The organism is Vibrio sp. 811 (genome assembly GCF_033339195.1).
The window spans coordinates 79,990-106,385 of the sequence record NZ_JAWOUB010000011.1; the positions used below are offsets into that span (position 1 = coordinate 79,990).

Below are 26,396 nucleotides of genomic sequence, written 5' to 3' on the forward strand. Positions count from 1 at the left end.
AGATGAAACATAGACTCAAGATATTCCTACTTGGTTTGGGCACTATCAGTTTAACTGCATGTTCAGCAAACGCAGGACTGCAAACAAACCAGACGTCTGAGCACCAAGCAATGATGGTAGAGACTTATAGGACAAGTGAGAGTCAAATTTCATTTATCACAGAGTCTAACGGCTGCAGTAAGAACGATGATTTTAGCCTAAAAATAGAGCAAAGCTCACAGACAGAAGCTCTTATTACTATCGTTAGAGACAAGGCGGATCATTGTAAACGAATGCCGTTTGCCAAAACTTTTACACTGCCTTTAGATGAAGAGTTGAAAGGCAAAAAACTTTCCATTACCAACCCAAAAAGCAAGTCACTGGCTAAATAGTGATTCGCTTACGAAAGGGAGCCTCGGCTCCCTTTTTGCCTATCGCAACTCAGCAATTCTCACCCTAGCGTTTTACGCCTGCTCAGACTCCACAATACGCTTAAGTGAATGCGGGTGCAGCTTGATACAAATGCCTTGGTACTTAAACGCCACCGTTGGGTTGTTCAAGCGTTCGCCATCCCCTTTCGGGCTCGACAGTTTGATCTTCACACCCAGCTCTTCCAACTCATTAAAACGCGCCCCAAACGCTGGGTAAGTATGTTTCAAATCAGCAAGAAACTCGTCTGCAGTTTCGGTATGAGACGGAATAACAAACTCCACATGTTCCCAGCTTTCAGTTGGGTAGATTTTGCCTTCCGCAGGGTATGGCAGTTCCAGATACTCTATCTTCCAGCCACGGCTTTCTAACGCTTTGTCGAATTCAATAACAATAATCGGGCGACCGTTGATTTTCGCTTGTGAAATCACCTTACCGTATTGATTCCATGCTTCATGCGCGGCTTTTGCTGTTTCAGTATCATTAATTCGCAGCGCAATATGGTCAGCTTGAGCAAAGCTCAGATCCAGTTTTAACAGGGATGCAAGCTCTTCAATCTTCGCCATAAATGCATCCAGATCTTGGATCATCAATTTAGGCGCTAGGCGTTTTTCAACTAGTTGAGTCGTCATTGTGGTTCTCTTTTGGGGCGATTTATCTCATTACTCTGAGCGCAATAGTAAACGCAAACCAAACCACATTTCCATTCAATCGAAAAAGTATAAATTTCCCCAATTCCTCTCTGTATGAAAAGCAATAAAGTTGTTATCATTAGCCCCATTTTTGTGAACTCCAACAGAACTCGGCACTTACTTCGCCGAGTTCTTCGTCCTTGAATTGAAGGAAACGCGTGTGAATATCCAAGCACTTATTAATGACAAAGTATCTCAGGCTCTAGAAGCCGCTGGCGCACCTGCAGGCAGTCCTGCGGCAGTACGCCAATCAGCAAAGCCACAATTTGGTGACTACCAAGCAAACGGCGTAATGGGCGTTGCTAAAAAACTGGGTACTAACCCACGAGAATTTGCACAGAAAGTACTGGATGTTCTAGACCTAGATGGTATTGCGAGCAAGACAGAAATCGCTGGCCCTGGTTTCATCAACATTTTCCTAAGCGAAGAGTTCCTAGCAAAACAAGCGGAAGCAGCACTGGCTGACTCACGTCTTGGCGTTGCAGAAGACGAAGCTCAAACTATCGTTGCTGACTACTCTGCACCAAACGTTGCTAAAGAAATGCACGTTGGTCACCTACGTTCAACCATCATCGGTGATGCGGTAGTACGTACTCTTGAGTTCCTAGGTCACAAAGTGATCCGTGCGAACCACATCGGCGACTGGGGTACTCAGTTCGGTATGCTTATCGCAAACCTTGAGCGTGTACAACAAGAGTCTGGCGAAGTTTCTATGGAACTTGCGGACCTTGAAGGCTTCTACCGCGAATCGAAAAAGCTGTACGACGAAGATGAAGACTTCGCAGTAAAGGCGCGAAACTACGTTGTGAAACTGCAAAGCGGTGACGAGTACTGTGCAGAAATGTGGAAAAAACTCGTTGATGTAACCATGATCCAAAACCAGCGCAACTACGACCGTCTAAACGTGTCACTGACTCGTGACGACGTGATGGGCGAGAGCATGTACAACGACATGCTTCCTAAGATCGTTGCAGACCTAAAAGAACAAGGTCTTGCCGTTGAAGATGATGGCGCGCAAGTTGTATTCCTAGATGAATACAAGAACAAAGATGGCGAACCAATGGGCGTTATCGTTCAAAAACGCGATGGCGGTTTCCTATACACAACAACAGACATCGCATGTGCAAAATATCGTTATGAAGAGCTAAGCGCAGACCGTGTGCTTTACTTCATCGACTCACGTCAACACCAGCACCTAATGCAAGCTTGGACAATTGTTCGTAAAGCAGGCTACGTGCCAGAGTCAGTATCTCTTGAGCACCACGCGTTCGGCATGATGCTTGGTAAAGATGGTAAGCCATTCAAGACTCGTGCGGGTGGTACCGTTCGCCTTGCCGACCTTCTAGATGAAGCAGAAGTTCGTGCAGCACAACTGATCGAATCTAAAAACCCTGAGCTAGATGCGGAAGAAAAAGAGAAGATCTCTAAAACAGTTGCAATGGCAGCGGTTAAATACTCTGACTTATCTAAACACCGTACGACTGACTACGTGTTCGATTGGGACAACATGTTAGCGTTTGAAGGTAACACAGCACCATACATGCAATATGCATACACTCGCGTAGCTTCTATTTTCGCTAAAGCTGGTGTTGCTATGGACGCTCTCCAAGGTGACATCAAAATCACTGATGAGAAAGAGAAAGCACTTATTGCTAAGCTTATGCAGTTCGAAGAAGCGGTTCAATCTGTCGCTCGCGAAGGTCAACCACACATCATGTGTAGCTACCTATTCGAACTAGCAGGTCAGTTCTCTAGCTTCTACGAAGCGTGCCCTATCCTAGTTGCTGAAGACGAAGCAGTGAAACAAAGCCGTCTGAAACTAGCAGCGCTAACAGCGAAGACCATCAAGCAAGGTCTGTCTCTACTAGGTATTGATACTCTAGAGCGCATGTAAGCGATTCGAGAATCGAGAATCGAGAATCGATATGATTTCAAAAGGTTGGCGTGAAAGCGTCAACCTTTTGTTTTATCTGGCGTATACTGATGTCATTCAATTCAAATCGGATAATATAATGAGTTTTGAACTGCACCCTCAATTGGCAAAAGACACTACCGTTATCGGTCACTTCCCACTGTGTGTGGCACTTCTGCATAAAGACAATGCCGTGCCATGGGTTATTTTGGTACCTAAACGTGCAAACCTAAAAGAGCTTCACCACTTGCCAATGAAAGAACAGCAACAGTTTTTGCTAGAATCTCAGGCAGTAAGCCAAGCACTGGAAGCAACATTCCGTCCAGACAAGTTAAACCTTGGCGCACTAGGTAACATGGTGCCACAGCTGCACATTCACCATATTGCTCGCTTCAAAGATGACGTCGCATGGCCGGGACCGGTTTGGGGTAACACCAAAGGTGAATTCCGTACAGAAGAAGAGCAAAACGAATTACTTGGTCGCATTAAAAACGTGTTGTCACTGAGCTCTATTTTCCAAAAAGCATAAGAACTGCAAGCGAAAATAATTCGCCTTTGAATACGGCTGAAATAGACAGAGAAAGATTAATACGTATTTGTAACAATCTTTCTCATTTTTCTGGGATTATCACTAAAATAAAACTTGTTTAGACTACCAGCTCAGTTAGAGAGGGTCATCATGAAACAAGTCTTCAACACATTCCGATACGTCAGCTGGATCGCCATCATCTGTTCCATGGCTGCTTCATTCTTGCTTTTTCTTATGGGTGCAGCAAAAACCTATTCGGCATTTGCGGTCTTCATTCTCAATCAAACACCTCCAGAAGCACTCGCACATTTAGATAAAGCAGACATCGCGATCGCTTATTTGATCAAGTCACTGGATACGTTTCTTGTCGCACTAGTTTTGTTCATCTTTGCTCACGGCATCTACACACTATTTATTTCCAACAAAGCTAAAGCGAAAACACAAGAGCAGTCGGTTTTGCATTGGATCAGAACCCCGAACATCGGCCATCTAAAAAACATTTTGGCTGAAGTCATCATCGTGATCTTGTTTGTGAAGTTCTTAGAGCTCGTGCTGATTAACTTCGACAGCTTAGATTGGACGATCTTAACATTACCTATTTCGATTTTAGTTTTAAGTCTTGGTTTGAAGTTCCTAGGGTTAGGCGCGACTAAACACTCTGAAGAACATTAATTTCGCTGTATTCACAAACAATAACCAGCAAAATAAAAGCCGCATCATTGCTGATGCGGCTTTGTCGTTTTTACGTGATAATTTTTAGGTGACTAATTTTGATAGTCGCTACATGGTGACTGTCAGAGACAAACCATCTTGTTTAGTCACTGAGTAGCGAACACGAGTCACGTCATGAGCTTTATTAGTGTCGACTAGGCGGCTAATTTTGCCCTTCTTAATCCACACGTTTAACATCGCGTCGGCGCCATCTTCACTCATCCCAAACTGTTTAGCCAGATCTGACTGGGAGACGGTTCCTTTGTCTGCAATGTATTGATAAAGCTCTTTTAAAATCATGCTACTTGCGCCTCTAATGCACCGTTTTGTTTCTTACCAACTTGTTTGAACACACGGTAGGTACCAAAGAAGATAGCAACGATCACAGCCATCCAAATGCCACTTGTCACTGGGCTATCTGCGAAATGCGTCAATTGGTTGTAGAACGTCGCACATAGGTAAGCCAAGCCCATTGTCCAAACCGCAATAAAGCGTGCGAACTTATGACCAAACTCACGTACGTAAGCCCCCATCGCCGCCACACAAGGTGTGTACAGTAGGATAAAGATTAGGTAAGCAAATGCGGCATTGCCAGAAGCAAACTGAGATTTAATGTTACCGAAGATAGAAGCATCGACTTCTTGTTCTTCGGCAACGGCATTTGAGTCAGTTAAGTCACCCACTTCAATGCCTAGTGGATCTGAGTAGCTCAAACCGGCTAAGTTTTCAGGGATACTCATTACTGCCTCTTCTAGGCTGCCCATTAGATCAAATTCTGCGTCTTCACCGTCGCTTGGCGTGGTGTACAGGCTGTTAAGCGTACCAACTACCGCCTCTTTTGCGAAGATACCGGTAATGATACCAACCGTCGCTGGCCAGTTATCTTCTTGAACACCGATTGGCGCGAATACTGGAGTTACAACTTGCGCAGCTTTAGAAAGCACCGAGTTTTCGCTGTCTTCATTACCAAAACTGCCATCAGTACCCAATGAGTTGAAGAAACTCAGAATAGCAACAACGATAACGATGGTTTTACCTGCACCAAGTACGAAGCGCTTTAGCTTTTGCCAAGTTTTGATCACCACGTTTTGTAGCGTCGGAAGCTCATAGTCTGGCATTTCCATTACTAGGCTATCACTGCTACCTGGGTAAAGCGTATGCTTAAGGAAAAGACCTGTGAAGATCGCTGCCACAATACCAAGTAGGTAAAGTGCGAATACAATGTTCTGGCCAGAACCTGGGAAGAATGCCGCAGCGAATAGCGCGTATACAGGCAGACGAGCACCACATGACATAAATGGCGCCATAGATGCAGCCAGTTTACGCTCACGTTCTTGGTCTAGAGTACGAGTTGCCATGATTGACGGTACGTTACAGCCAAAACCAAGAACCAACGGTACAAATGCTTTGCCCGGTAGGCCGATCTTCTGCATCACTTTATCTAGTACGAATGCTGCACGAGCCATGTAACCTGAGCTCTCAAGTACCGCTAGGAAGAGGTACAAACACGCGATAACCGGAATGAAGGTTGCAACCGTCTGGATACCACCACCGATACCATCAGCAAGAACCGTCACTAACCACACAGGCAAATGACCGTCTAACAAGTGATGCCCACCATCAACCAACAATGCGCCCACACCAATGTCAAAAAAGTCGATAAATGCACTACCGATGTTAATCGAGAACATAAACATCAGGTACATAACAACAAAGAAGAAAGGAATTCCAATCCACTTGTTCAAAATAAACTGGTCGAGTCCTTCAGTCACACTACGACTTAACTTGCCTTCGCTTCGGCGAACTTTTTTACACTGTTCATGCAGATGCGTGTACTTAGTATCCGCGACATGCAAATCGATATCCAAATCTAACGTCGTAATGACTTCCAATACTTTGCTTCTATCAATATCAGAAAGACTATTGAGCACCATTGTGTCTTTTTCAAGCGCACGAATCGCTAGTGCACGATGAGCGACGGTTTGGTCGTTAAAAAGTGCGGAAACCGTTTGAATTGCCGACTCCATCTTCTCACCGTAATGCAAAGACAATTCCTTAAGTGGCACTCCTTGAACGATGGATTTATGAAGCTTTTCTTTAAACTCTGCCACTTGAGTTTTATTGGTTGCAGATAAACTGACAACCGGACAACCTAACGTTTTCTCAAGCTCTGCAACGTTAATCATCTGACGTTCACGCTTTAGCGCATCCATCTTGTTGAGGACAACAATCATAGGGCGACCAAGTTCGCGAAGTTGCAGCGTCATATATAAGCTGCGCTCTAAACTTGTAGCATCCACCACGTTAATAATGAGATCAGCAGGATGAGTTAGAACCGCACGCGATGCGATGGATTCATCAATACTATTACTATCATTACCACTGTCTAATGAGTAAATACCCGGAAGGTCAGTGAGCAAAAACTCATCCCCAGCATGCTTGAATTGTCCTGTTTTCTTTTCAACCGTGACGCCTGCCCAGTTACCAACTTGCTGTTTTGCGCCAGTTAAACCATTAAATAGCGTCGTTTTACCACTATTAGGGTTACCTACGGTTAGCACTTGATATTGCATTACACTCGCTCCACTTCAATTTTCTGAGCAATTGTTTCTCGCAATGCGACAGACACACCACGGACTTCGACTTGTAAAGGATCGCCCATTGGCGCACGTCGAATCACTTTGACTTCTGTATTGGGAAGCAGCCCCATTACCATGAGTTTCTTTCTGATATCTGATGAAAGACCATCTAACAACCGAATCGTCACCGTATCGCCAGGATTAATCTCTGATAACTTCATAGTGGCCCTTAAGAGTATTGCTAATGAGAAATATTATTATTTAATAAGTTTAGGTTGCCAATATTACTCCCCTATACCCCTTCAATCCTTGTGTGAAATCAAAGATTCCGTAAATGTTTTCACGCTTTCAAACGTCAACTTCGTAAATTTCCTCTCGTTATTTACGTCAAAATTAACAATTAAAAATGACACCTAACGAAACAAAAATGTCACAAACCAAGATAGAAAACAAAAAATGCAAATTAAAACAGTGGGTTAATTAAAAAACAAAACGTTGTCGCTTTTCTCATATAAACATGGCGTTATTTTTATAAGAAAAATAAGTAACCTCTCGTATAGTTACTCCATCGAGAGGGCAACCTCTCTAATAAATTCCAGAGGTGGCATGGCAACATGTCACTCCGGCAGCAAGCGAAGGTGTCCTTGACACCCGTGGTATAGTCCCCCCGGCTATACCACGATATTTTTTTTCACCTCTTTCAAAACTTCTTTACCTTATTCATCTTTTCAACACAGTTTTCGTTTTCACGAATGTCGCACACCATCATTCACCCAAATGAACAACGCTCTTTTGATACAGCAATACAACTGTCATTTATTTGTTGCAACTATTAGTAAATCATTCTCTTGAAGCCATTTATGCTTATTGCTATGAACATCGCGACTAACAGATAGAACGTGATCGTGCTTACGTGTTGAGAATGGATTTGTAGGCTAGATGTGATGAAGAAACAATGAAACTTACTGCGTTAGCAACTGCAGCAATAATAGAGCACTGTATGCAGCTCCCCAGCATCTTAACTATTAACTAGGGAGCGTATAATGAAGGTTTTCTAGTTAATTTCTTGGCTTTCTTGAGTCAAAGCAAACTTGGAAGGGGGCAAACCAAAATGCAGCTTAAACTTTTGGCTAAAGTAAGATGGATCATTAAAGCCACAGTTAAAGGCGACTTCACTGATTTTCTCACCCGCCAATAACTTTTCACACGCCGTTTCCAAACGAACCTCTGTGACATAGTCTTTTAACGTTCTTGACGAGGCAGATTTAAAACGTCTCTGCAAAGAGCGTTCAGACATATACAGCATTTTAGCGGCTGACGCAGTGCCAAATTCAGGATCATGGTAATGCTCTGCCACTAATTGATAGACTTTTTGCAACCACTCTTTCTCTGGTGTGGCTTGATCTTCTGCAATAGTTACAGGATTGAGTTCTTGCTGCGGTTCATCCAGATAACTCCTTTCCTTCGCAGATGGCCATGTAATCTCGACTTTGTTTTGAGCATCAGAAGAGAAGACAGCCAAATAACCACCACTCGTTGTCACTAGTTGGGCAAGGTGGTCAATACTCAACTCAGAGTGATTTAAGTTAGATGGAAGCCCAGTCGCGACTTTATTAGGTAATTGCGTCCCGTAATCAAGAAAGCTCAATGACACAATATCATGTCCCTCTTCTAGCATAATTCTAACCGTTTGACCTCGGAAAGAGCGCTTGATGATATTGGCAAAAATGCTATTGAAAATAACATCAAGATTAAAACTTTCCAGAGCAACCCGGCTCTGCTTGCTCTCATCTTCTAGCTCTACCAAAATACCCGCTTTTGCAAAGTCATCTTGCCATACATCAACCACTGACTGAGTTATCTGACTCAAGTTATAGTTCTGACTCCCACCACTTACATCACTTGGAACACTTTTGAGTTCATTTAACTGCCAATTCGTTTTAGCCAAATGATCCTCCGTCGCAGTATCCAGAGGCATAGGTAGTTTCGCCACAATAAAGTCGACGCTTGATTTTATGGATAGAGCTACATGGTCTACGAGTAGGTTTCTAACTTGAATCTGTTTACGTAATTGCTGGTTGCTCGTAAGCAACACTCTACTTTGATGTCTTAACTGATTCGTTTTGAGAGTCACTTGAGCTGCTAGATCACGGTTAGCCTGTACAACGTAGCGAGAGCGCCAGAAAACAAGTAATGCGACGACCGCAATACTAGCTACGACAAAGCCTAAAATAGCAAATCGCGATAGATACCAAGGATGAAGGACGATAAAGTGAGATTCTAAACCAACGACTCCAGCGGCAACTTGAGACTCATTACTGACCTGCAAGTGATATTCACCGGAACTAAGGTGCTCGAGTGTCAGTTGGCCCCCCTCTAACGTTTGCCATGGGTCATCGTTGTTCAATCGATAGTACAAGTTTTGACTGTCTGGTTTTGGCATCACACCGAATAAAAAACTCAGCGAAGATCCATATGGCAGTGTGAGCCCATTCAGATCGGCACTACCAACTTGCAGAACTTCATTTTCAAGCACAACTTGGCTAACAATAAACTTAGACTCTGGGGGATTAGATACAAGCAGCTTGGATGCTTCTGCTTTTACGAGTCCGTACTTCGACCCTAGAACAAGCTCTCGCTCACCAACTTCTGTCTGCTGTATAACGCTACAAATACCAGGGAGGAACTCATTGTTCATTAAGCCTGATGACGATGAGTAATGTTTCACTAACTCACCCGAAAGGTGGTAATAGCTTAAACCGACAGAGGAAGCTAACCATACACCTTGCCTGTCTCTGATCAAGCAAGCAGGTCTGGCGTTGGGCTCACTCATTTCAACAACACGTTTTTCATCGCTTCGTGTATCAGTTTTAAACACACCATAAGATGAAGCAAACCACTGGCTGCCATCAACCGCCGTGGTCATGTCTAATGATTCACCAAACTTTTCTGAAAAACGGATAAACTGGATGTTGTCATTACTGTATTGGTATACGCCATGATCGGTGCCTATTAATAGGGCATCTTCAGTATCATATAGGCGCGTAACCTTAGCAGGCAAATACTGACTTACTAGCCACTCACTTCCAAAGTTTCGTACGCTTCGTGCAGCAGTATCAACATTGTAAAGATGGTATCCGCTTGATACCCAAAGACGGTCATCACCATCAACGGTCACATGCTCTACGGCATGTCCGGCCATAACCTGTAAATAAGGATATGTAATCTTGTTGAGACCATTTAGCTCAAATATTTCCAGCCCTTTTGAGGTCGCAAGCCAAAGCATACCGTTTTGAAACGCAAATTCATTGATCTGCGACTCCAACTCTAAGACTTGGTTAATCCCACTCTTTCCTGAACGATAAATCTTTCGGTCATCAGCAAACCAAAGCGCACCATCAGGACCTTCAATAGTTTGCCGAATTCGTCCTGATAGGGTGTGTGAGTCATAACTACTAAAGGTCACTCGTTCAAATTTTTTACTAAATAGCGAGTAATAACGAATACCTTGGTTAGTCGCAATCCACATCCCTCCCATATTGTCGCTCAACAACGAATAAATCTTCGTGTTATCTAACTCTAACTCAAGAAAACTTGCAGGCGCGACTTCGGTGACCTCACCTGAAAAAAATGAGTACAAATAAAGACCATGCTCGGTCCCCACCCAATACTCTTGATTTGTCTCTGCGAATGTCAAAACATGTGAGCCGCCAATTCTAATCACTTCTTTATCAGGCTGGTAAATGTTGAAAATTAAAGCGCCACGCAATGTACCTATCAGAATTTCTCTTCGCGTGTGTGAATAATAGACTTTCTCAATGTAGTTTTGACCTGAGGCAGCGACATGGTCAAACTTATCACCTTCAGAAAGATAGAAGCCGGAAGTCGTTGCTAGTGCCCACTTGGTTTCAACTAGCACCGCATCATTAATGTAAACGTAGCTATTATTACTATGTTGATAGAGCTGCAATAGAGAGAAAGAGTTTAACTCGCTAGTGTCGATATTGTAGGTATAGAAATGCGCGCCATCACTCACCCAAATATAGTTCTTTGAAGACCCTATTTTTCTTATTTGTGAGCCTGGATTTAAACTAAAGACTAAACGTCGTTCCTGATTTGGATAGGTTCGATAGACCTCATTTTCAATAAAGGTCCAAAAAGCACCTTTATGATAAGCCAACTGCCTAGCCGACGTTTGTAGGAAGCTACCTGATTTAGGCAATATAGTTTGACCATCGTAAAACAGGACTCGTCCGTGTACGTCATGAATCCACAAACCGCCCTTTTCACCCAAGAACAACTTTTTAGCCGCGATAAAAGTACCCTTTGCCTGAGTTGGCAAAGGGTAAAAGATTGCATTTGCATTATGAAGCGCAAATGCTTGGTAGGATAAGACAAAGCCCAACAGAGCAAGGGCTAATTGGCGTAGCAAGACGAAAACCTTTTGTATCAATTTGTGCTCTGAAAGTGACCGTTCATCGTTTGTAAAACATGGATTGATACGGTTATTTTGAGCTGATAATTATTGGTAATGATATCTCAATTACTTTCTGAGAAAAGGCTCGCCTTACCAAAGGTTGTAATTCTTACTACTGGATCACGTTAAAAAGACTACTCCTACATTACGACAGCACTTAATCTGACTTTTTGTTCAAGCATTGCTCAAAACTATTCGCCATATTGTTGAGAAAAGTAAAGTAACTGCCAGGTTTTGCTTCAATTGTACTCCCTAACGGGTCAAGCTCGCCTTTAGCGACATCACTGCCTCTCATTACGCTCTGAACGACAGCCGGGGTAAACTGAGGTTCAGAAAATACACAAGCCACATCTCCACCACTTAGCTTTTGACGAATTTGAATTAAGGTCTTCGCTCCTGGCTTGCGTTCTGGGCTCACAGTAAAATGCCCCATTTGATTTAGTTCATACCGATCTTCGAAATAACCGTAAGCATCATGGAATACAAAGTAACCTTTGTTTTTTACTGGTGCCAGCTTCTGCTTTATCTGTTGGTCAGTGTCTTTTAGCTCGAGTTCAAACTTTTTGAGGTTCGCTTGATATTGAGCTGCATTTTCCGGATCAAGTGATACAAGTTGATTCACAACAGCCTTGGCCACTTGTTGTGCTTGGCTTACACCTAGCCAAAAGTGCGGATCATGTGAGCCATGATCGTGCCCATCATGGTCATGGTTGTGCTCACTATCAAATTCACGCAATTCTAGATTTGGAATTTGACTAATAGTCAAAGTATTCGATCTATCCGAAACAACTTTCTCTAGAAACGGTTCAAGATCATGTCCGTACCAGATAACCAAATCAGCCGAAGCGACCTTTTTAACATCCGATGGACGCAAAGCATAGTCATGGGGTGATGTGTTAGACTGCAATAGCACGTCTGGTGAAGTTACTCCTTGAGTAAGCTCTGTTACTAACAACTGAATAGGTTTGATACTCGTCAGTACCGTTACCGCCTGTGCTGGCAGTGTTAACATTGCTGAGGCAGCAAGAATTAATGCTCTTTTCATAGTTTTACTTGGGATATGGCGTGGAAAGTGAGATAATGTTACATTATAACATTATTGATTTGCAAATGAGTTTCATTCATGTCTTCCTTAGTCCATCTTGAGCAGTTATGCGTCGAGTTCGATGGCCGCAGAGTTCTCGATAACATTAGTATGGAATTAGAAAAGGGCAAAATAACTACCCTAATTGGTCCCAATGGAGCGGGAAAATCAACGTTAGTCAAAGTTATCTTAGGTCTTCAAAAGCCGACTAGCGGCAAGTTGAACCGACAAAGAAAACTGAAAATTGGTTACGTTCCTCAAAAGTTGAAGCTCAATGACTCCCTTCCATTGAATGTAACCCGCTTCCTAAATTTAGCAGGAAAATACAGTAAGCAGGAGTGCATTGATGCATTAAGGCTTGTTGGCGCTGAACATTTACTTAATAGTAATATGCATCGCTTATCCGGTGGTGAAAACCAACGAGTGTTACTGGCGCGCGCTCTGCTTCAGCGTCCTCAGCTATTAGTATTAGACGAACCAGCTCAGGGGGTGGATATCCAAGGTCAAATCGATCTCTATGACTTAATTGAGAGCATTCGTCACCGCTTTGATTGTGGCGTATTTATGGTATCGCATGACTTACATTTAGTGATGGCGAAAACGGACGATGTTATTTGTCTGCATCACCATGTTTGCTGCTCAGGTTCACCTGCCACTATTACTCAGCACCCTTCTTACATCGCGCTATTTGGCAATGCAGCGAGAGAATCTCTCGCGTTTTATCATCACGACCATGAGCACCATCATCACGATTTATCCGGAACGCCAGTAAGCGGTGATGCGACATCATGCTCCCACCATAAACACGGACATCACCATCATGATTGAGTTTCTCCTACCTTCTATTCTTGCTGGTATTGGTATCGCGATCATTGCCGGTCCACTTGGGTCATTTGTCGTTTGGCGTAAAATGGCTTACTTCGGAGATACCCTAGCTCATGCATCGTTAATGGGCCTAGCGCTGGGCTTCTTGCTCAACGTAAATCTCTACCTTGCGCTACTCGTCTGCTGTTTAGCTCTGGCCGTTTTGCTTGTCACTCTGCAAAAGCAACAACTTGTGGCTACAGACACGTTGTTAGGTATCTTGGCACACAGTGCACTCTCTATCGGTTTAGTATCGGTTAGCTTTTTGGAAAACGTGCGCGTCGATTTAATGAGCTACCTATTTGGGGACTTACTTGCCGTCTCTCCACAAGATCTGATGTTTATTTACGCAGGTGTTGTTGCGGTAAGTGCGTGTTTGTACGTCTTCTGGCGCCCACTGCTTTCTAGCACTGTTAGTGAAGAACTTGCCGCTGTTGAGGGCGTGAATACAGACTTAGTTAGATTGGTGTTAATGCTAATGGTGGGTGTAGTAATCGCAGTAGGTATGAAGTTCGTTGGCGCGTTGATCATGACTTCGCTCCTAATTATCCCAGCAGCAACAGCACGTAAAGTCTCTTCATCACCAGAGCAAATGGCATTGTTCGCATCCATTATTGGCTCAGTGGCAGTACTGATGGGGCTTAGCCTATCATGGCACTTCGATACACCGGCCGGCCCTTCCGTAGTGATCAGCGCAACATCCTTATTCATGCTGAGCCAGCTGATTAAAAGCAAAGCATAATCGCATTGAGTATTAAACGCGAAAGACCTTGCTAACAACAAACATAAACCCACGGAAACGGAAAAAGAAAAGCCTGCGAAATCGCAGGCTTTTTAATACTTATTAAGTAGTGTGGTCGATTACCAACCCGTCACTTCACGTAGACCTTGGCCAATCTCTGCTAGAGATTTCACAGTTTTAACGCCAGCCGCTTCTAGTGCAGCAAATTTGTCTTCAGCAGTACCTTTACCACCAGAGATAATCGCACCAGCATGGCCCATACGCTTACCAGGAGGTGCAGTTACACCAGCAATGTAAGAAACCACTGGCTTCGTTACATTTTCTTTAATGTATGCTGCTGCTTCTTCTTCTGCAGTACCACCGATCTCACCGATCATAACGATCGCTTCTGTCTCAGGGTCTTCTTGGAACAGTTTTAGGATATCAATGAAGTTTGAACCCGGGATTGGGTCACCACCGATACCAACACAAGTAGACTGGCCGAAACCTTCGTCAGTGGTTTGTTTAACTGCTTCGTAAGTTAGAGTACCGCTACGAGATACGATACCTACTTTGCCTTTCTTGTGAATGTGACCAGGCATGATACCGATCTTACACTCATCAGGAGTGATAACACCCGGACAGTTAGGACCGATCATGCGAACGCCAGTTTCTTCTAGCTTCACTTTCACGTCGATCATATCTGTTGTAGGGATACCTTCAGTAATCGTTACGATTAGCTCGATACCCGCGTCAATCGCTTCTAGGATTGCATCTTTACAGAAAGGTGCTGGTACGTAGATGACTGTCGCTGTTGCACCAGTCGCTTCTACTGCTTCACGAACTGTGTTGAATACAGGAAGACCTAGGTGAGTTTGGCCACCTTTACCTGGAGACACACCGCCAACCATTTGCGTACCGTATGCGATAGCTTGCTCTGAGTGGAAAGTACCTTGACCACCAGTGAACCCCTGACAGATTACTTTAGTGTCTTTGTTAATTAATACAGACATTATTTAGCCTCCGCAGCAGCAACAACTTTCTGAGCAGCATCAGTTAGCGACTCAGCAGCAATGATATCAACATCAGAATTAGCAAGAACTTCGCGACCTAGGTCAGCGTTAGTACCTTCAAGACGAACAACAACAGGTACGCTTACGCCTACCTCTTTAACCGCACCGATAATACCTTCTGCGATCATGTCACAACGTACAATACCACCGAAGATGTTAACAAGTACCGCTTTCACATTGTCATCAGATAGGATGATCTTGAATGCTTCAGCAACACGCTCTTTCGTCGCGCCGCCACCTACATCTAAGAAGTTAGCTGGTTTGCCGCCGTGTAGGTTTACGATATCCATCGTACCCATTGCTAGGCCTGCACCGTTAACCATACAGCCAACGTTACCGTCTAGTGCTACGTAGTTCAGCTCCCACTGAGCTGCGTGTGCTTCACGCTCATCTTCTTGTGAAGGATCGTGCATTTCACGAAGCTTAGGCTGACGGTACAGTGCGTTTGAGTCGATGTTGATCTTACCGTCAAGACATAGCAAGTTGCCTTCACCAGTAATCACAAGTGGGTTGATCTCTAGCAGAGCAAGATCGTACTGAGAAAACATAGTGCCAAGACCCATAAAGATCTTAACGAATTGTTTGATTTGGTCGCCTTCAAGACCAAGTTTGAACGCTAGCTCACGACCTTGGTAAGCTTGTGGACCTACTAGTGGGTCAATTGCTGCTTTGTGGATGAGTTCCGGCGTTTCTTCCGCAACTTTTTCAATTTCCACACCACCTTCGGTAGAAGCCATGAAAACGATCTTACGGCTAGCACGGTCAACTACCGCACCTAGGTATAGTTCGTTCGCAATATTTGAAGCTTCTTCAACAAGGATTTTTGTTACTGGCTGACCATTTGCGTCTGTTTGGTAAGTTACTAGGTTTTTACCTAACCACTTCTGTGCAAACTCTTTAACGCCTTCTTTTGTATCGTGTAGCTCTACGCCACCCGCTTTACCACGGCCACCAGCGTGAACCTGACATTTAACTACTTTCTTGGCTGTACTAATACGGCCTGCGGCTTCAAAAGCTTCTTGTGGTGTATCACACGCGTAGCCTTCTGGCACAGGCAAACCGAATTCTGCAAACAGCTGTTTGGCTTGGTATTCATGCAAATTCATTTCGATATTCCGTTTGTTTTTCCCTTAAGGGATTTATTATTTCCATAACGCTGCAGTCTTGGCTGCTTGTACGTCTGTAGGGTCTTCTCAAATCAATCCTTTATCATGAGTTCTCATACTGAAGGATTCAAATGAAGGCCAAACGTTGAGCTAGTCTAGCCATTGAAATTTTTAACGTCTAGCTACCTACGATAACTAGACGTTTTAGCGATATTAAACGTCTAATAGGAGACGTGCTGGGTCCTCTAGTAACTCTTTAATCGTTACTAGGAAACCAACTGATTCACGACCGTCAATTAGGCGGTGATCGTAAGATAACGCTAGGTACATCATCGGCAAGATTTCAACTTTGCCATCCACTGCCATCGGACGCTCTTGGATCTTATGCATACCAAGAATCGCTGATTGAGGTGGGTTGATGATTGGTGTAGACATTAGTGAACCGAACACACCACCGTTTGTGATAGTGAAGTTACCGCCCATTAGCTCGTCTACCGTTAGCTTGCCATCACGACCTTTGATAGCCAGTTCTTTGATGCCTTTTTCAACATCAGCGAAACCAAGCTTGTCACAGTCTTTTAGGACAGGTGTAACTAGACCACGTGGCGTTGATACCGCCATGCTAATGTCGAAGTAGTTGTGGTAAACAATGTCATCGCCATCAATCGAAGCATTTACTTCTGGGTAACGCTTAAGCGCTTCTGTCACTGCTTTCACGTAGAAAGACATGAAGCCCAAACGAATACCGTGACGCTCTTCGAACTGATCTTTGTACTGCTTACGAAGGTCCATGATTGGTTTCATGTTCACTTCGTTAAACGTCGTTAGCATTGCCGTGTTGTTCTTCGCTTCTAGCAAACGGTTAGCAACTGTCTTACGAAGGCGAGTCATTGGAACACGTTTCTGACTGCGAGCCGCTGCCGGCACGTCAACCACTGCTGGCGAGTCTTCTTTTGACGCAGATTTAGCGTTCGCAAGATGCGCTTCAATATCTTCGCGCGTAATACGACCACCAACACCAGTGCCTTTCACTTGGCTTGCTTCTAAGCCATGTTCAGCCAATAAACGGCGCACTGCTGGGCTTAGTGCGTCATTACTTTCTTCGCTAAGCGCAGCTTTGTGACGCTTATCAGGAGATGCTTCAGTACCTTCTGTTTTGTCTGCAGTTGGTTCACCTGCAACTGCGCCTGGCTTCAATTTAGCAATGATTTGTTTAGAAAGTACTGTCGCACCTTCTGCTTCAACAATAGCTTCTAAAACGCCAGCTTCCGGAGCTGGAACTTCTAGCACAACTTTGTCTGTTTCGATGTCAACCAAAACCTCGTCACGCTCTACTGCGTCGCCCGGTTGTTTGTGCCATGTCGCTACGGTTGCATCAGCAACTGATTCAGGTAAATCTGGAACCAGAATTTCAATTGTCATATCTGTTTCTTCCTTTAACTTCTAGTTCTTAATTCGAAGTTTTTGAGTTCACGTTCAGAGCGTCTTCAACCAACGCTTTTTGTTGTTTCAAGTGCACCGACATGTAGCCAACTGCTGGCGAAGCAGAAGCTGGGCGACCTGCGTATTTAAGATTTGCACCTGCAGGAATAGCGGCACGGAAGTTATGTTGGCTACAGTACCAAGCACCTTGGTTCTGAGGTTCTTCCTGACACCACACGAAGTCTTCAACGTTAGTGTATTGAGCAATTGCTGTTTGTACTTCTTCCATTGGGAATGGGTAAAGCTGTTCAATACGCACGATAGCAACATCGTCTTGCTCGTTGTTACGGCGCTGCTCTAGTAGGTCAAAGTAAACCTTACCAGCACAGAACACGACACGTTTCACTTTGCTTGGTTCTAAATCATCTACTTCTGGAATTGCAGATTGGAATGTACCATCCGCCAAGTCTTCAATCGTTGAAGTACATAGAGGGTGGCGCAGCAAAGATTTCGGTGACATAACAATGAGAGGTCGACGCATTGGGCGTACAACCTGACGACGAATCATGTGGTACACCTGAGCCGGTGTTGAAGGAACCACAACCTGCATATTTTGCTCAGCACAAAGCTGAAGGTAACGCTCTAAACGTGCAGATGAGTGCTCAGGACCTTGACCTTCATAACCATGAGGTAGAAGCATAGTAAGACCGCACAAACGCGCCCACTTTTGCTCGCCTGACGAGATAAACTGGTCGATAACAACTTGTGCACCGTTGGCAAAATCACCAAACTGTGCTTCCCAGATAGTTAAACCACCTGGTTCGGCTGTTGCGTAACCGTATTCAAACGCCAACACAGCTTCTTCTGACAATACTGAGTCAAAGACTTGGAATGGTCCTTGGTTGTCATGAATATTCGCTAATGGAATGTAAGTGCTTGCATCGGTTTGGTTATGAAGAACCGAGTGACGGTGGAAGAAAGTACCACGACCCGAGTCCTGACCAGAAAGACGAATACGCTTGCCATCGTCAACCAATGTAGCATACGCCAATGTTTCAGCCATACCCCAGTCAATAGCTTTTTCACCGGTCATCATTGCTAGACGATCGTTGTATAGCTTATTAACACGGCTTTGCAGTTTATGGCTTTCTGGGTACTGACACAGACGATTGCCTAGCTCAATAAGGCGTGTCTTGTCGTATTTTGAATCCCACTCCATATCCCATTCATGCCCTAAGTAAGGGGACCAGTCTACAGAGTGCAACGCCATTGGACGCCATTCTTTAACAACCACTTCACCGCGATCTAATGCATCGCGATACTCATTGACTAACTGAGTCGCCGTCTCGATATCTGACTCATTTTTATCGATCAGAACATCTGCATACAATTTGCGTGGTGTAGGATGCTTTTTGATTTTCTGGTACATCAAAGGCTGAGTCGCATTTGGCTCATCTGCCTCATTGTGACCGTGGCGACGGTAACACACAAGATCGATCACGACATCGCGCTTGAACTCGTTACGGTAATCCAATGCAATGCGAGTAACAAAAGCAACTGCTTCTGGGTCATCTGCATTTACATGGAAAATTGGCGCCTGCACCATCTTCGCGATATCGGTACAGTACATCGTAGAACGCGTGTCACGAGGATTAGACGTCGTAAAGCCTACTTGGTTGTTGATGACGATACGTACCGTACCACCAACTTGGAACCCACGAGCAAGAGACATGTTGAACGTTTCGGCAACCACACCCTGACCAGCGATTGCAGAATCACCGTGGATGGTGATAGGAAGTACTTTGCTACCTTGATTATCACCCAAGCGGTCTTGACGTGCTCGAACTGAGCCCATGACTACCGGGTTTACGATTTCTAGGTGCGATGGGTTAAATGCAAGTGCTAAGTGAACATCACCGCCTGGAGTCGCAAAATCAGCAGAGAAACCTTGGTGATATTTCACATCACCCGTACCCCAAGTTTCGTCGTGTTTACCTGCGAACTCATCAAACAGGTCTTGAGGTTTCTTACCAAGTACGTTCACCAGCATGTTCAAACGACCGCGGTGAGCCATACCGATAACCACTTCACGCATTCCACTTGTACCCGCATGACGGATCAACTCTTTCGTCATCGGAATCAGCGCATCACCACCTTCTAAAGAGAAACGTTTTGCACCTGGGAATTTCGCCCCGAGGTAACGCTCCAAACCTTCAGCGGCTGTTAGCTCTTCTAGGAATGTGCGCTTCTCATCTTTGTTGAATGATGGCTGGCCTACGACAGACTCAAGGCGTTGCTGAATCCAACGCTTTTGCTCTGTGTCAGTCATGTGCATGTATTCAGCACCGATGGAACCGCAATAAGTTTTGTTGAGGGCTTCATAGATATCTTTCAACTTCATGGTTTCTTGCCCAACAGCAAAAGAACCTACGTTGAAAGTTTCTTCGAAGTCATCTTCGGTAAGATTATGAAAAGCAGGGTCTAACTCCGCCACGGTTGGGCGTTGCCATAGACCTAGTGGGTCTAATTCTGCAGCTTCATGCCCGCGGAAACGGTATGCGTTGATTAGCTGTAGAACTTTTACTTGTTTTGCATCGACATCTGGGTCACTAACTTGGACATTGTAATGCTTTGTTTCTCTAGCGAGTCGTCGGAAGTAGTCACGGACACGTGAATGTGGTTGTTCTGCCACTTCTTCTGATGGCTTAGGCAAGCCTTCAAAAACACGTTTCCACTCCTCACTTACCAGATCGGGATCACTTAGATACAGTTCGTAGAGGTCCTCTACATACGTTGCATTGGCGCCAGCCAAGTGTGAAGACTCGAGCCATGCCTTCATCACGCCGTTGTGCATATTTTCCCTTAACCAGTAGTTTTCACGTTTGCTTCGGTCTTTGCCGAGCTATAAGAGCCGACTAAAAATACGGTCGGCAATTTTTGTATTCTTTACTCGAATATTACTGAAGCAGTGAAGCGGTCATATCGGGTGATCCGCAACACTGCGACATTCCTAAGAGCGAGTAAATTAAACCGAACGATTAACCAACATCGACTTAATGTGACCGATGGCTTTCGTCGGATTTAATCCCTTAGGACAAACACTTACACAATTCATGATGCCATGGCAACGAAAAACGCTAAATGCATCATCAAGATCAGACAAACGTTCATCTGTTGCCGTATCGCGGCTATCAATTAGCCAACGGTACGCTGCGAGAAGACCAGCTGGGCCGATGAATTTATCAGGGTTCCACCAGAATGATGGGCAAGACGTTGTACAACATGCACACATGATACATTCGTACAATCCATCTAAATGCGCACGGTCATCAGGCGATTGTAGATTCTCACGTGATGGTGGTAATGCACCATCATCAATCAAGAATGGTTTAACTTTCGCATAGTTATCATAGAACTGCGTCATGTCAACGATAAGATCGCGCACGACAGGTAACCCTGGTAGTGGACGAATAACTATCTTATCGCCTTGTAGAGCAGATAACGGTGTGATACACGCTAGGCCGTTTTTACCATTCATATTCAAACCATCAGAACCACATACCCCTTCACGGCATGAGCGACGGAAAGCGATGCTTGGATCTTGCTCTTTTAGCAGAATCAATGCATCAAGCACCATCATGTCTGAGCCTTCGTCTACCTCAAGGGTATACTCTTTCATGTAAGGCTTAGTATCCACATCCGGATTGTAACGGTATAAAGAGAAGTTTAATTTCATAGTCGTATCCTCCCTTTAGTATGTACGTACTTTCGGCGGGAAAGCTTCACGATGCGTTGGCGTCATGTTCACATCACGCTTAGTCATCGCTTCTGTTTCCGGATTGTAGATAGAGTGGCATAGCCAGTTCTCATCATCACGCTCAGGGAAATCGAAACGAGCATGTGCGCCACGACTCTCTGTACGGTAGTTCGCTGCAACGGCAGTTGAAAACGCGGTTTCCATCAGGTTATCAAGTTCTAGACACTCGATACGCTGCGTGTTGAACTCTGAAGACTTGTCCGCTAGATGCGCATCTTTCAAACGTTCGCGAATCACTTTCAACTCTTCTAGGCCGGTTGCCATCGCATCGCCTTCACGGAATACCGAGAAGCTGTTTTGCATGCATGCTTGTAGGTCTTTACGAATCTGAACTGGATCTTCACCACCAGTGCTGTTTTCCCAACGCATAGTACGCGCTAGAGACGCTTCAATATCAGATTCTGTTGCAGGACGAGCTTCCGTTTGCGCTGCTAGCGTTTCGCCAAGGTGCAAGCCAGTGGCACGACCAAATACGACCAAGTCTAGTAATGAGTTGCCGCCAAGACGGTTAGCACCGTGTACCGATACAGAAGCAATCTCACCACATGCGTAAAGGCCTTGTACTTCCATCTCGCTACCGTCGGCCTTCTGCTTAATTGCTTGGCCAGACACTTGAGTAGGTACACCACCCATCATGTAGTGACAAGTTGGAATTACTGGAATTGGCTCTTTCACAGGGTCAACGTGTGCAAATGTACGAGACAGTTCACAGATACCTGGTAGACGTGATTCAAGTACTTCTTTACCAAGGTGATCAAGTTTCAACTTGATATGTGGACCCCAAGGACCATCACAGCCACGGCCTTCGCGGATTTCAATCATCATTGAACGAGCAACCACGTCACGACCAGCAAGGTCTTTCGCGTTTGGTGCGTAGCGCTCCATGAAGCGTTCACCATCTTTATTTAGAAGGTAACCACCTTCACCACGACAACCTTCCGTCACTAGAACACCCGCGCCAGCAATACCTGTTGGGTGGAACTGCCACATTTCCATGTCTTGCATTGGAACGCCTGCGCGAAGTGCCATACCAACGCCATCACCCGTGTTGATGTGCGCGTTAGTGGTCGATGCGTAAATACGACCTGCACCACCTGTAGCTAGAATGGTTGCTTTTGATTTGAAGTAACAGATTTCACCCGTTTCCATACAAATCGCAGTACAACCCATGATTGCGCCGTCTTGGTTTTTCACAAGATCCAAAGCGTACCACTCCGAGAAGATGGTTGTTTTGTGTTTTACGTTTTGCTGGTAAAGCGTGTGAAGAAGTGCGTGACCAGTACGGTCTGCAGCAGCGGCTGTACGAGCAGCCTGCTCACCACCAAACTCTTTAGATTGACCACCGAATGGACGTTGGTAGATGGTACCGTTATCGAAACGAGAGAATGGCAGACCCATTTTTTCAAGCTCGATAACTGACTCAGGACCATTTTTACACATGTATTCAATCGCGTTCTGGTCACCGATGTAGTCGGAACCTTTAACGGTATCGTACATGTGCCATTGCCAATCGTCTTTGTGCGAGTTACCCAGAGCAACAGTAATGCCACCCTGTGCAGACACAGTATGAGAACGTGTTGGAAATACTTTTGACAACAAAGCACATGATAGGCCTTGTTCTGAAATTTGTAGTGCAGCGCGCATACCTGCACCACCAGCGCCGATTACTACGGCATCAAACTCACGAACTGGAATAGACACTTACGCACCCCACAGAATAAATAGACCAGAGAAGACATAGCCGAATAGCACGGCAATAACACCAAGTTGTAGTGCGCCACGTAGTTTCGCGCACTTAATGTAATCAGTTAATACCTGCCACAAACCAACCCAAGCGTGAATCAGGATCGAGACAAGTGCCAACATGGTGAATACTTTAGTGAAGGTACCACCAAAGAATTGGGTCCAAGATGCGTAAGAGATATCTGAAAATGCACAGAAGCTAATCAGATAAATCGTGTATAGCGTCATAATGATTGCAGTTGCACGAATTAGTAGGAAATCGTGTACACCATTACGACCAAATGAAGATACGTGTTTTACCATACCAAGATCCCCGCCAATAATGATAATACTGCTGTTGCACCAAACGCGACTTTAGCGCTCATCGTGCCTGAATCTAGTTCTTCAAAGTGACCTAGATCCATCAATAAGTGACGGATACCACCTGCGATGTGGTAGGCAAGTGCAGTAAGAATTCCCCACAGGATGAATTTTACGAAGAAGCTATCGACGATGTCAGCGGCTTCCATAAAACCCATTGGGGATGACAGAGAAATGGATAGTAACCACAGTAATATACCCACCGCAACAAACGTAATTACCCCAGACACACGGTGTAGGATGGATGCGATTGCTGTGATAGGAAAGTGGATGGTCTGTAAATCTAAATTAACAGGTCTTGACTTTCTTTCTTTCACGGGCTTGCTCACTCAGCTCCATTGAGCATTTATTGTTATAACCAATTTCAGCTTCCAAACGTACAAAAGTTAACATCTATTTAACAAATATCGCGAGTAACCACTCAGATAATTGTAAACAAGTTGTTAACAAACGGAATCCAGCAACAAACCTCACTCTTTGTTTCTAGCCCCGAATTTATAAGGATTTAACTAAAATTTTCTTTGCCAATATACGGCGAGCAACATTCTAATACAATTGGTGTAACAAATTATGCTACATAGAACAGATTTTTAACGATTTTCATGAGAAAAATCATAACAAGTGCACACAAAGATGGAGAAAAATTGACTTTAAGCTTTAACAACAGTACAAAAATGGCACATAAACATCCTGGACGGATTAAATAATAAACAAAGGAGATTGTTATGGCGGATAAGAAAGCGACCCTTCATGTTGAAGGTCAAGCGCCAATCGAACTGCCAATTATGGACGGTACGCTAGGTACACCTGTAATTGACGTTCGTAAGCTGGGAGCCAATGGTTACTTTACTTTTGACCCAGGTTTTCTTGCCACTGCATCTTGTGAATCATCAATCACGTACATCGATGGCGGCAAAGGTATTCTTTTGCACCGCGGTTTCCCGATTGATCAATTAGCCAATAACGCAGATTACTTAGAAGTATGTTACATCCTTCTTTATGGTGAAGCCCCTACCCGAGAACAATACGAGCAATTCAAAACGACCGTTACTCGTCACACAATGGTACACGAGCAAATCGCAAGCTTTTTCCATGGCTTCAGACGCGATGCTCACCCAATGGCGGTAATGTGTGGTGTAGTTGGAGCACTTGCAGCCTTCTATCACGACTCTCTTGACATTAACAACGACGAACACCGCGAAATTGCAGCGTACCGTCTGCTGTCAAAAATGCCAACACTGGCGGCGATGTGTTACAAATACTCTATCGGTCAGCCATTTATTTACCCTCGTAACGACCTTAGCTACGCTGAGAACTTCTTGCATATGATGTTCGCAAACCCTTGCGAAGAGTATGAAGTAAATCCTGTGGTTGCCCGTGCGATGGATAAGATTTTCACTCTACACGCGGATCACGAACAGAATGCGTCGACATCAACTGTACGCCTAGCTGGCTCTTCTGGTGCGAACCCATTTGCATGTATTGCCGCTGGTATTGCATCCCTTTGGGGACCTGCTCACGGTGGTGCAAACGAAGCCTGCTTGAGAATGCTAGAAGAGATTGGCAGCGTCGATAACATCCCTGAATATGTAGACCGCGCGAAAGACAAAGATGACCCATTCCGCTTAATGGGCTTTGGTCACCGCGTTTACAAGAACTACGACCCACGTGCGACAGTAATGCGCGAAACGTGTCATGAAGTTCTCAAAGAGCTAAACATTCAAGACCCTCTGCTAGACGTTGCAATGGAACTTGAGCGCATTGCGCTTTCTGATGAGTACTTCGTGTCTAAGAAGCTGTACCCGAACGTAGACTTCTACTCAGGTATCATTCTTAAAGCGATTGGTATTCCAGTTTCTATGTTTACGGTTATCTTCGCGATTTCTCGTACCATCGGCTGGATTGCTCACTGGAACGAAATGCACAGCGATCCACTGAACCGCATCGGTCGTCCTCGTCAGCTATACACTGGCGAAACACAACGTGAGTTTTCTCCACTTCACGAACGTGAATGATCTTTTAGTACGAAGATAGACAAACAAAAGGGTTGAGATTTTCGTCTCAACCCTTTTTTCTTTTTTGCGTTTAACGTTATTAATGGAGAACGCTAAACCGGATTATCAATATCGATAAACTCCACATGTAGGCCATATTCATCCGCTAGCCATTTGCCTAAGGCCTGAACACCATAACGCTCAGTAGCATGATGACCTGCAGCAAAGTAATGAATGTCCATTTCACGAGCGGTATAAGTGGTGCGCTCTGAAATTTCTCCAGAGATAAATGCATCCAGCCCGTGCTGTACAGCAAGTTCAATGAAATCCTGCCCTCCACCAGTGCACCAGCCGACTGTCTCAATCATCTTATCGGTATTCTCTGGAGCGATATGCAGAGGCTCTCTATCAAGAACTTGGTTGATCTTACTCGCAAATTCAACACCAGACATCGGCTTTTTCAAGCGCCCAAACATAACAACTGACTGAGGGTGCCCTTCAAGCCCACCTTCTACTTCGATTTCAAGTAAGCGAGCTAATTCAGCGTTGTTGCCTAGCTCTGGATGAATATCTAGAGGAAGGTGATAACCATATAAGTTGATATCGTTTTTGATCAGACTACGAATTCGTTTACCTTTCATGCCACGAATTGGCTCAGGCTCACCTTTCCAAAAATAGCCATGATGAACAAGCAATGCGTCTGCATTAAGCTCAATCGCTTTATCGATTAAGGCTTGAGAGGCGGTTACGCCAGTGATAACACGCTTCACCGCTGATTTCCCTTCTACCTGTAACCCATTTGGTGCGTAATCTTTAATTAACTGCGGTGACAGTTTGTCATTAAGAATCTGTTCTAGCTTTAAGTTATTCATTATTACTTCCAATTTCTAGCGCATGTAAACCT

At 44.6% G+C, this 26,396-nt stretch carries 22 protein-coding genes; 7 read left to right on the forward strand and 15 right to left on the reverse strand.

Features of this window, described 5'->3' with window-relative positions; all coding sequences use genetic code 11:
* Positions 1-2: 2 nt before the first annotated feature.
* Positions 3-371, forward strand: a complete 369-nt coding sequence (locus tag R7Q46_RS16375; RefSeq protein ID WP_005382200.1) for a hypothetical protein — start codon at positions 3-5, stop codon at positions 369-371.
* A gap of 72 nt (positions 372-443) precedes the next feature.
* Here R7Q46_RS16375 and R7Q46_RS16380 read toward each other — a convergent pair whose 3' ends face one another.
* Positions 444-1,040: a VOC family protein gene (locus tag R7Q46_RS16380; RefSeq protein WP_213871772.1), complete on the reverse strand. Its 597-nt coding sequence runs from the start codon at positions 1,038-1,040 to the stop codon at positions 444-446.
* A gap of 220 nt (positions 1,041-1,260) precedes the next feature.
* On the opposite strand from R7Q46_RS16380, the gene argS reads away from it, so the two are divergent.
* The 3 genes from argS (at position 1,261) to R7Q46_RS16395 (ending at position 4,213) form a co-directional block, all read left to right on the forward strand.
* Positions 1,261-2,994 (forward strand): arginine--tRNA ligase, encoded by a 1,734-nt coding sequence (argS, locus tag R7Q46_RS16385; protein ID WP_054576704.1) that lies wholly within the window; start codon positions 1,261-1,263, stop codon positions 2,992-2,994.
* Positions 2,995-3,112: 118 nt separating this feature from the next.
* The gene (locus R7Q46_RS16390; RefSeq protein ID WP_005446436.1) at positions 3,113-3,541 is read left to right on the forward strand and encodes an HIT family protein; all 429 of its coding nucleotides are present in this window, start codon (positions 3,113-3,115) and stop codon (positions 3,539-3,541) included.
* A 150-nt stretch (positions 3,542-3,691) separates the two neighbouring features.
* Positions 3,692-4,213 carry a YqhA family protein gene (locus R7Q46_RS16395; protein ID WP_042523163.1) on the forward strand — a complete coding sequence of 174 codons (522 nt, stop codon included), beginning with the start codon at positions 3,692-3,694 and terminating at the stop codon, positions 4,211-4,213.
* Positions 4,214-4,321: 108 nt separating this feature from the next.
* Here the strand turns inward: R7Q46_RS16395 and R7Q46_RS16400 are convergent, their stop codons facing one another.
* The 5 genes from R7Q46_RS16400 to znuA all read right to left on the reverse strand — a co-directional run bounded on the left by R7Q46_RS16400 (position 4,322) and on the right by znuA (position 12,353).
* Entirely contained in the window at positions 4,322-4,552 is a 231-nt protein-coding gene (locus R7Q46_RS16400; protein WP_005382192.1) for a FeoC-like transcriptional regulator, read from the reverse strand.
* Positions 4,549-6,825: a Fe(2+) transporter permease subunit FeoB gene (gene feoB / locus R7Q46_RS16405; protein ID WP_213871774.1), complete on the reverse strand. Its 2,277-nt coding sequence runs from the start codon at positions 6,823-6,825 to the stop codon at positions 4,549-4,551. The genes R7Q46_RS16400 and feoB overlap by 4 nt, the downstream gene beginning before the upstream one ends.
* The gene (locus R7Q46_RS16410; RefSeq protein ID WP_005382190.1) at positions 6,825-7,052 is read right to left on the reverse strand and encodes a FeoA family protein; all 228 of its coding nucleotides are present in this window, start codon (positions 7,050-7,052) and stop codon (positions 6,825-6,827) included. The genes feoB and R7Q46_RS16410 overlap by 1 nt, the downstream gene beginning before the upstream one ends.
* Before the next feature lie 833 nt (positions 7,053-7,885).
* Positions 7,886-11,263, reverse strand: a complete 3,378-nt coding sequence (locus R7Q46_RS16415) for a helix-turn-helix domain-containing protein (protein WP_318077617.1) — start codon at positions 11,261-11,263, stop codon at positions 7,886-7,888.
* Between the two features lie 202 nt (positions 11,264-11,465).
* The gene (gene znuA, locus R7Q46_RS16420) at positions 11,466-12,353 is read right to left on the reverse strand and encodes a zinc ABC transporter substrate-binding protein ZnuA (protein WP_033906913.1); all 888 of its coding nucleotides are present in this window, start codon (positions 12,351-12,353) and stop codon (positions 11,466-11,468) included.
* A 78-nt stretch (positions 12,354-12,431) separates the two neighbouring features.
* On the opposite strand from znuA, the gene znuC reads away from it, so the two are divergent.
* Together znuC and znuB are read left to right on the forward strand one after the other, a co-directional pair.
* On the forward strand, positions 12,432-13,220 hold the full coding sequence (gene znuC / locus R7Q46_RS16425; RefSeq protein ID WP_005382185.1) for a zinc ABC transporter ATP-binding protein ZnuC: 789 nt from the start codon (positions 12,432-12,434) through the stop codon (positions 13,218-13,220).
* A complete protein-coding gene (znuB, locus tag R7Q46_RS16430) occupies positions 13,213-13,998 on the forward strand; it encodes a zinc ABC transporter permease subunit ZnuB (RefSeq protein WP_005382183.1) in 786 nt (261 codons plus the stop codon). Before znuC ends, znuB begins: the two co-directional genes overlap by 8 nt.
* Before the next feature lie 119 nt (positions 13,999-14,117).
* Here the strand turns inward: znuB and sucD are convergent, their stop codons facing one another.
* The 8 genes from sucD to sdhC form a co-directional block, all read right to left on the reverse strand.
* Entirely contained in the window at positions 14,118-14,990 is an 873-nt protein-coding gene (gene sucD, locus R7Q46_RS16435; RefSeq protein ID WP_005382181.1) for a succinate--CoA ligase subunit alpha, read from the reverse strand.
* Positions 14,990-16,156 carry an ADP-forming succinate--CoA ligase subunit beta gene (gene sucC, locus R7Q46_RS16440; protein ID WP_005382179.1) on the reverse strand — a complete coding sequence of 389 codons (1,167 nt, stop codon included), beginning with the start codon at positions 16,154-16,156 and terminating at the stop codon, positions 14,990-14,992. Before sucC ends, sucD begins: the two co-directional genes overlap by 1 nt.
* Positions 16,157-16,369: 213 nt before the next feature.
* A complete protein-coding gene (odhB, locus tag R7Q46_RS16445) occupies positions 16,370-17,578 on the reverse strand; it encodes a 2-oxoglutarate dehydrogenase complex dihydrolipoyllysine-residue succinyltransferase (protein WP_005382177.1) in 1,209 nt (402 codons plus the stop codon).
* Positions 17,579-17,606: 28 nt separating this feature from the next.
* Positions 17,607-20,432, reverse strand: coding sequence for a 2-oxoglutarate dehydrogenase E1 component (sucA, locus tag R7Q46_RS16450; protein WP_017634810.1), 2,826 nt, complete (start codon positions 20,430-20,432; stop codon positions 17,607-17,609).
* Positions 20,433-20,603: 171 nt separating this feature from the next.
* Positions 20,604-21,314 carry a succinate dehydrogenase iron-sulfur subunit gene (locus R7Q46_RS16455; protein ID WP_005382174.1) on the reverse strand — a complete coding sequence of 237 codons (711 nt, stop codon included), beginning with the start codon at positions 21,312-21,314 and terminating at the stop codon, positions 20,604-20,606.
* 15 nt (positions 21,315-21,329) lie between these two features.
* Positions 21,330-23,096, reverse strand: a complete 1,767-nt coding sequence (gene sdhA / locus R7Q46_RS16460; protein WP_213871776.1) for a succinate dehydrogenase flavoprotein subunit — start codon at positions 23,094-23,096, stop codon at positions 21,330-21,332.
* Positions 23,097-23,441 (reverse strand): succinate dehydrogenase, hydrophobic membrane anchor protein, encoded by a 345-nt coding sequence (gene sdhD, locus R7Q46_RS16465; RefSeq protein ID WP_005382169.1) that lies wholly within the window; start codon positions 23,439-23,441, stop codon positions 23,097-23,099.
* Complete coding sequence (gene sdhC / locus R7Q46_RS16470) at positions 23,435-23,827, reverse strand: succinate dehydrogenase cytochrome b556 subunit (RefSeq protein ID WP_017634811.1); 393 nt, start codon at positions 23,825-23,827, stop codon at positions 23,435-23,437. The genes sdhD and sdhC overlap by 7 nt, the downstream gene beginning before the upstream one ends.
* A 396-nt stretch (positions 23,828-24,223) precedes the next feature.
* On the opposite strand from sdhC, the gene R7Q46_RS16475 reads away from it, so the two are divergent.
* Positions 24,224-25,513 (forward strand): citrate synthase, encoded by a 1,290-nt coding sequence (locus R7Q46_RS16475; protein ID WP_005382163.1) that lies wholly within the window; start codon positions 24,224-24,226, stop codon positions 25,511-25,513.
* 92 nt (positions 25,514-25,605) lie between these two features.
* Here the strand turns inward: R7Q46_RS16475 and R7Q46_RS16480 are convergent, their stop codons facing one another.
* Positions 25,606-26,364, reverse strand: coding sequence for a Nif3-like dinuclear metal center hexameric protein (locus tag R7Q46_RS16480; protein WP_033906914.1), 759 nt, complete (start codon positions 26,362-26,364; stop codon positions 25,606-25,608).
* Between the last annotated feature and the right edge of the window lie 32 nt (positions 26,365-26,396).

Coding starts and splice junctions, on each gene's coding strand:
- R7Q46_RS16395 (WP_042523163.1), top strand. CDS start 3,692: ATGAAACAAGTCTTCAACACATTCCGATACGTCAGCTGGATCGCCATC.
- sdhD (WP_005382169.1), bottom strand. CDS start 23,441: ATGGTAAAACACGTATCTTCATTTGGTCGTAATGGTGTACACGATTTC.
- R7Q46_RS16480 (WP_033906914.1), bottom strand. CDS start 26,364: ATGAATAACTTAAAGCTAGAACAGATTCTTAATGACAAACTGTCACCG.
- R7Q46_RS16400 (WP_005382192.1), bottom strand. CDS start 4,552: ATGATTTTAAAAGAGCTTTATCAATACATTGCAGACAAAGGAACCGTC.
- R7Q46_RS16390 (WP_005446436.1), top strand. CDS start 3,113: ATGAGTTTTGAACTGCACCCTCAATTGGCAAAAGACACTACCGTTATC.
- sucC (WP_005382179.1), bottom strand. CDS start 16,156: ATGAATTTGCATGAATACCAAGCCAAACAGCTGTTTGCAGAATTCGGT.
- znuA (WP_033906913.1), bottom strand. CDS start 12,353: ATGAAAAGAGCATTAATTCTTGCTGCCTCAGCAATGTTAACACTGCCA.
- R7Q46_RS16455 (WP_005382174.1), bottom strand. CDS start 21,314: ATGAAATTAAACTTCTCTTTATACCGTTACAATCCGGATGTGGATACT.
- feoB (WP_213871774.1), bottom strand. CDS start 6,825: ATGCAATATCAAGTGCTAACCGTAGGTAACCCTAATAGTGGTAAAACG.
- znuC (WP_005382185.1), top strand. CDS start 12,432: ATGTCTTCCTTAGTCCATCTTGAGCAGTTATGCGTCGAGTTCGATGGC.
- R7Q46_RS16375 (WP_005382200.1), top strand. CDS start 3: ATGAAACATAGACTCAAGATATTCCTACTTGGTTTGGGCACTATCAGT.
- odhB (WP_005382177.1), bottom strand. CDS start 17,578: ATGACAATTGAAATTCTGGTTCCAGATTTACCTGAATCAGTTGCTGAT.
- R7Q46_RS16410 (WP_005382190.1), bottom strand. CDS start 7,052: ATGAAGTTATCAGAGATTAATCCTGGCGATACGGTGACGATTCGGTTG.
- znuB (WP_005382183.1), top strand. CDS start 13,213: ATGATTGAGTTTCTCCTACCTTCTATTCTTGCTGGTATTGGTATCGCG.
- R7Q46_RS16380 (WP_213871772.1), bottom strand. CDS start 1,040: ATGACGACTCAACTAGTTGAAAAACGCCTAGCGCCTAAATTGATGATC.
- sucD (WP_005382181.1), bottom strand. CDS start 14,990: ATGTCTGTATTAATTAACAAAGACACTAAAGTAATCTGTCAGGGGTTC.
- R7Q46_RS16475 (WP_005382163.1), top strand. CDS start 24,224: ATGGCGGATAAGAAAGCGACCCTTCATGTTGAAGGTCAAGCGCCAATC.
- sucA (WP_017634810.1), bottom strand. CDS start 20,432: ATGCACAACGGCGTGATGAAGGCATGGCTCGAGTCTTCACACTTGGCT.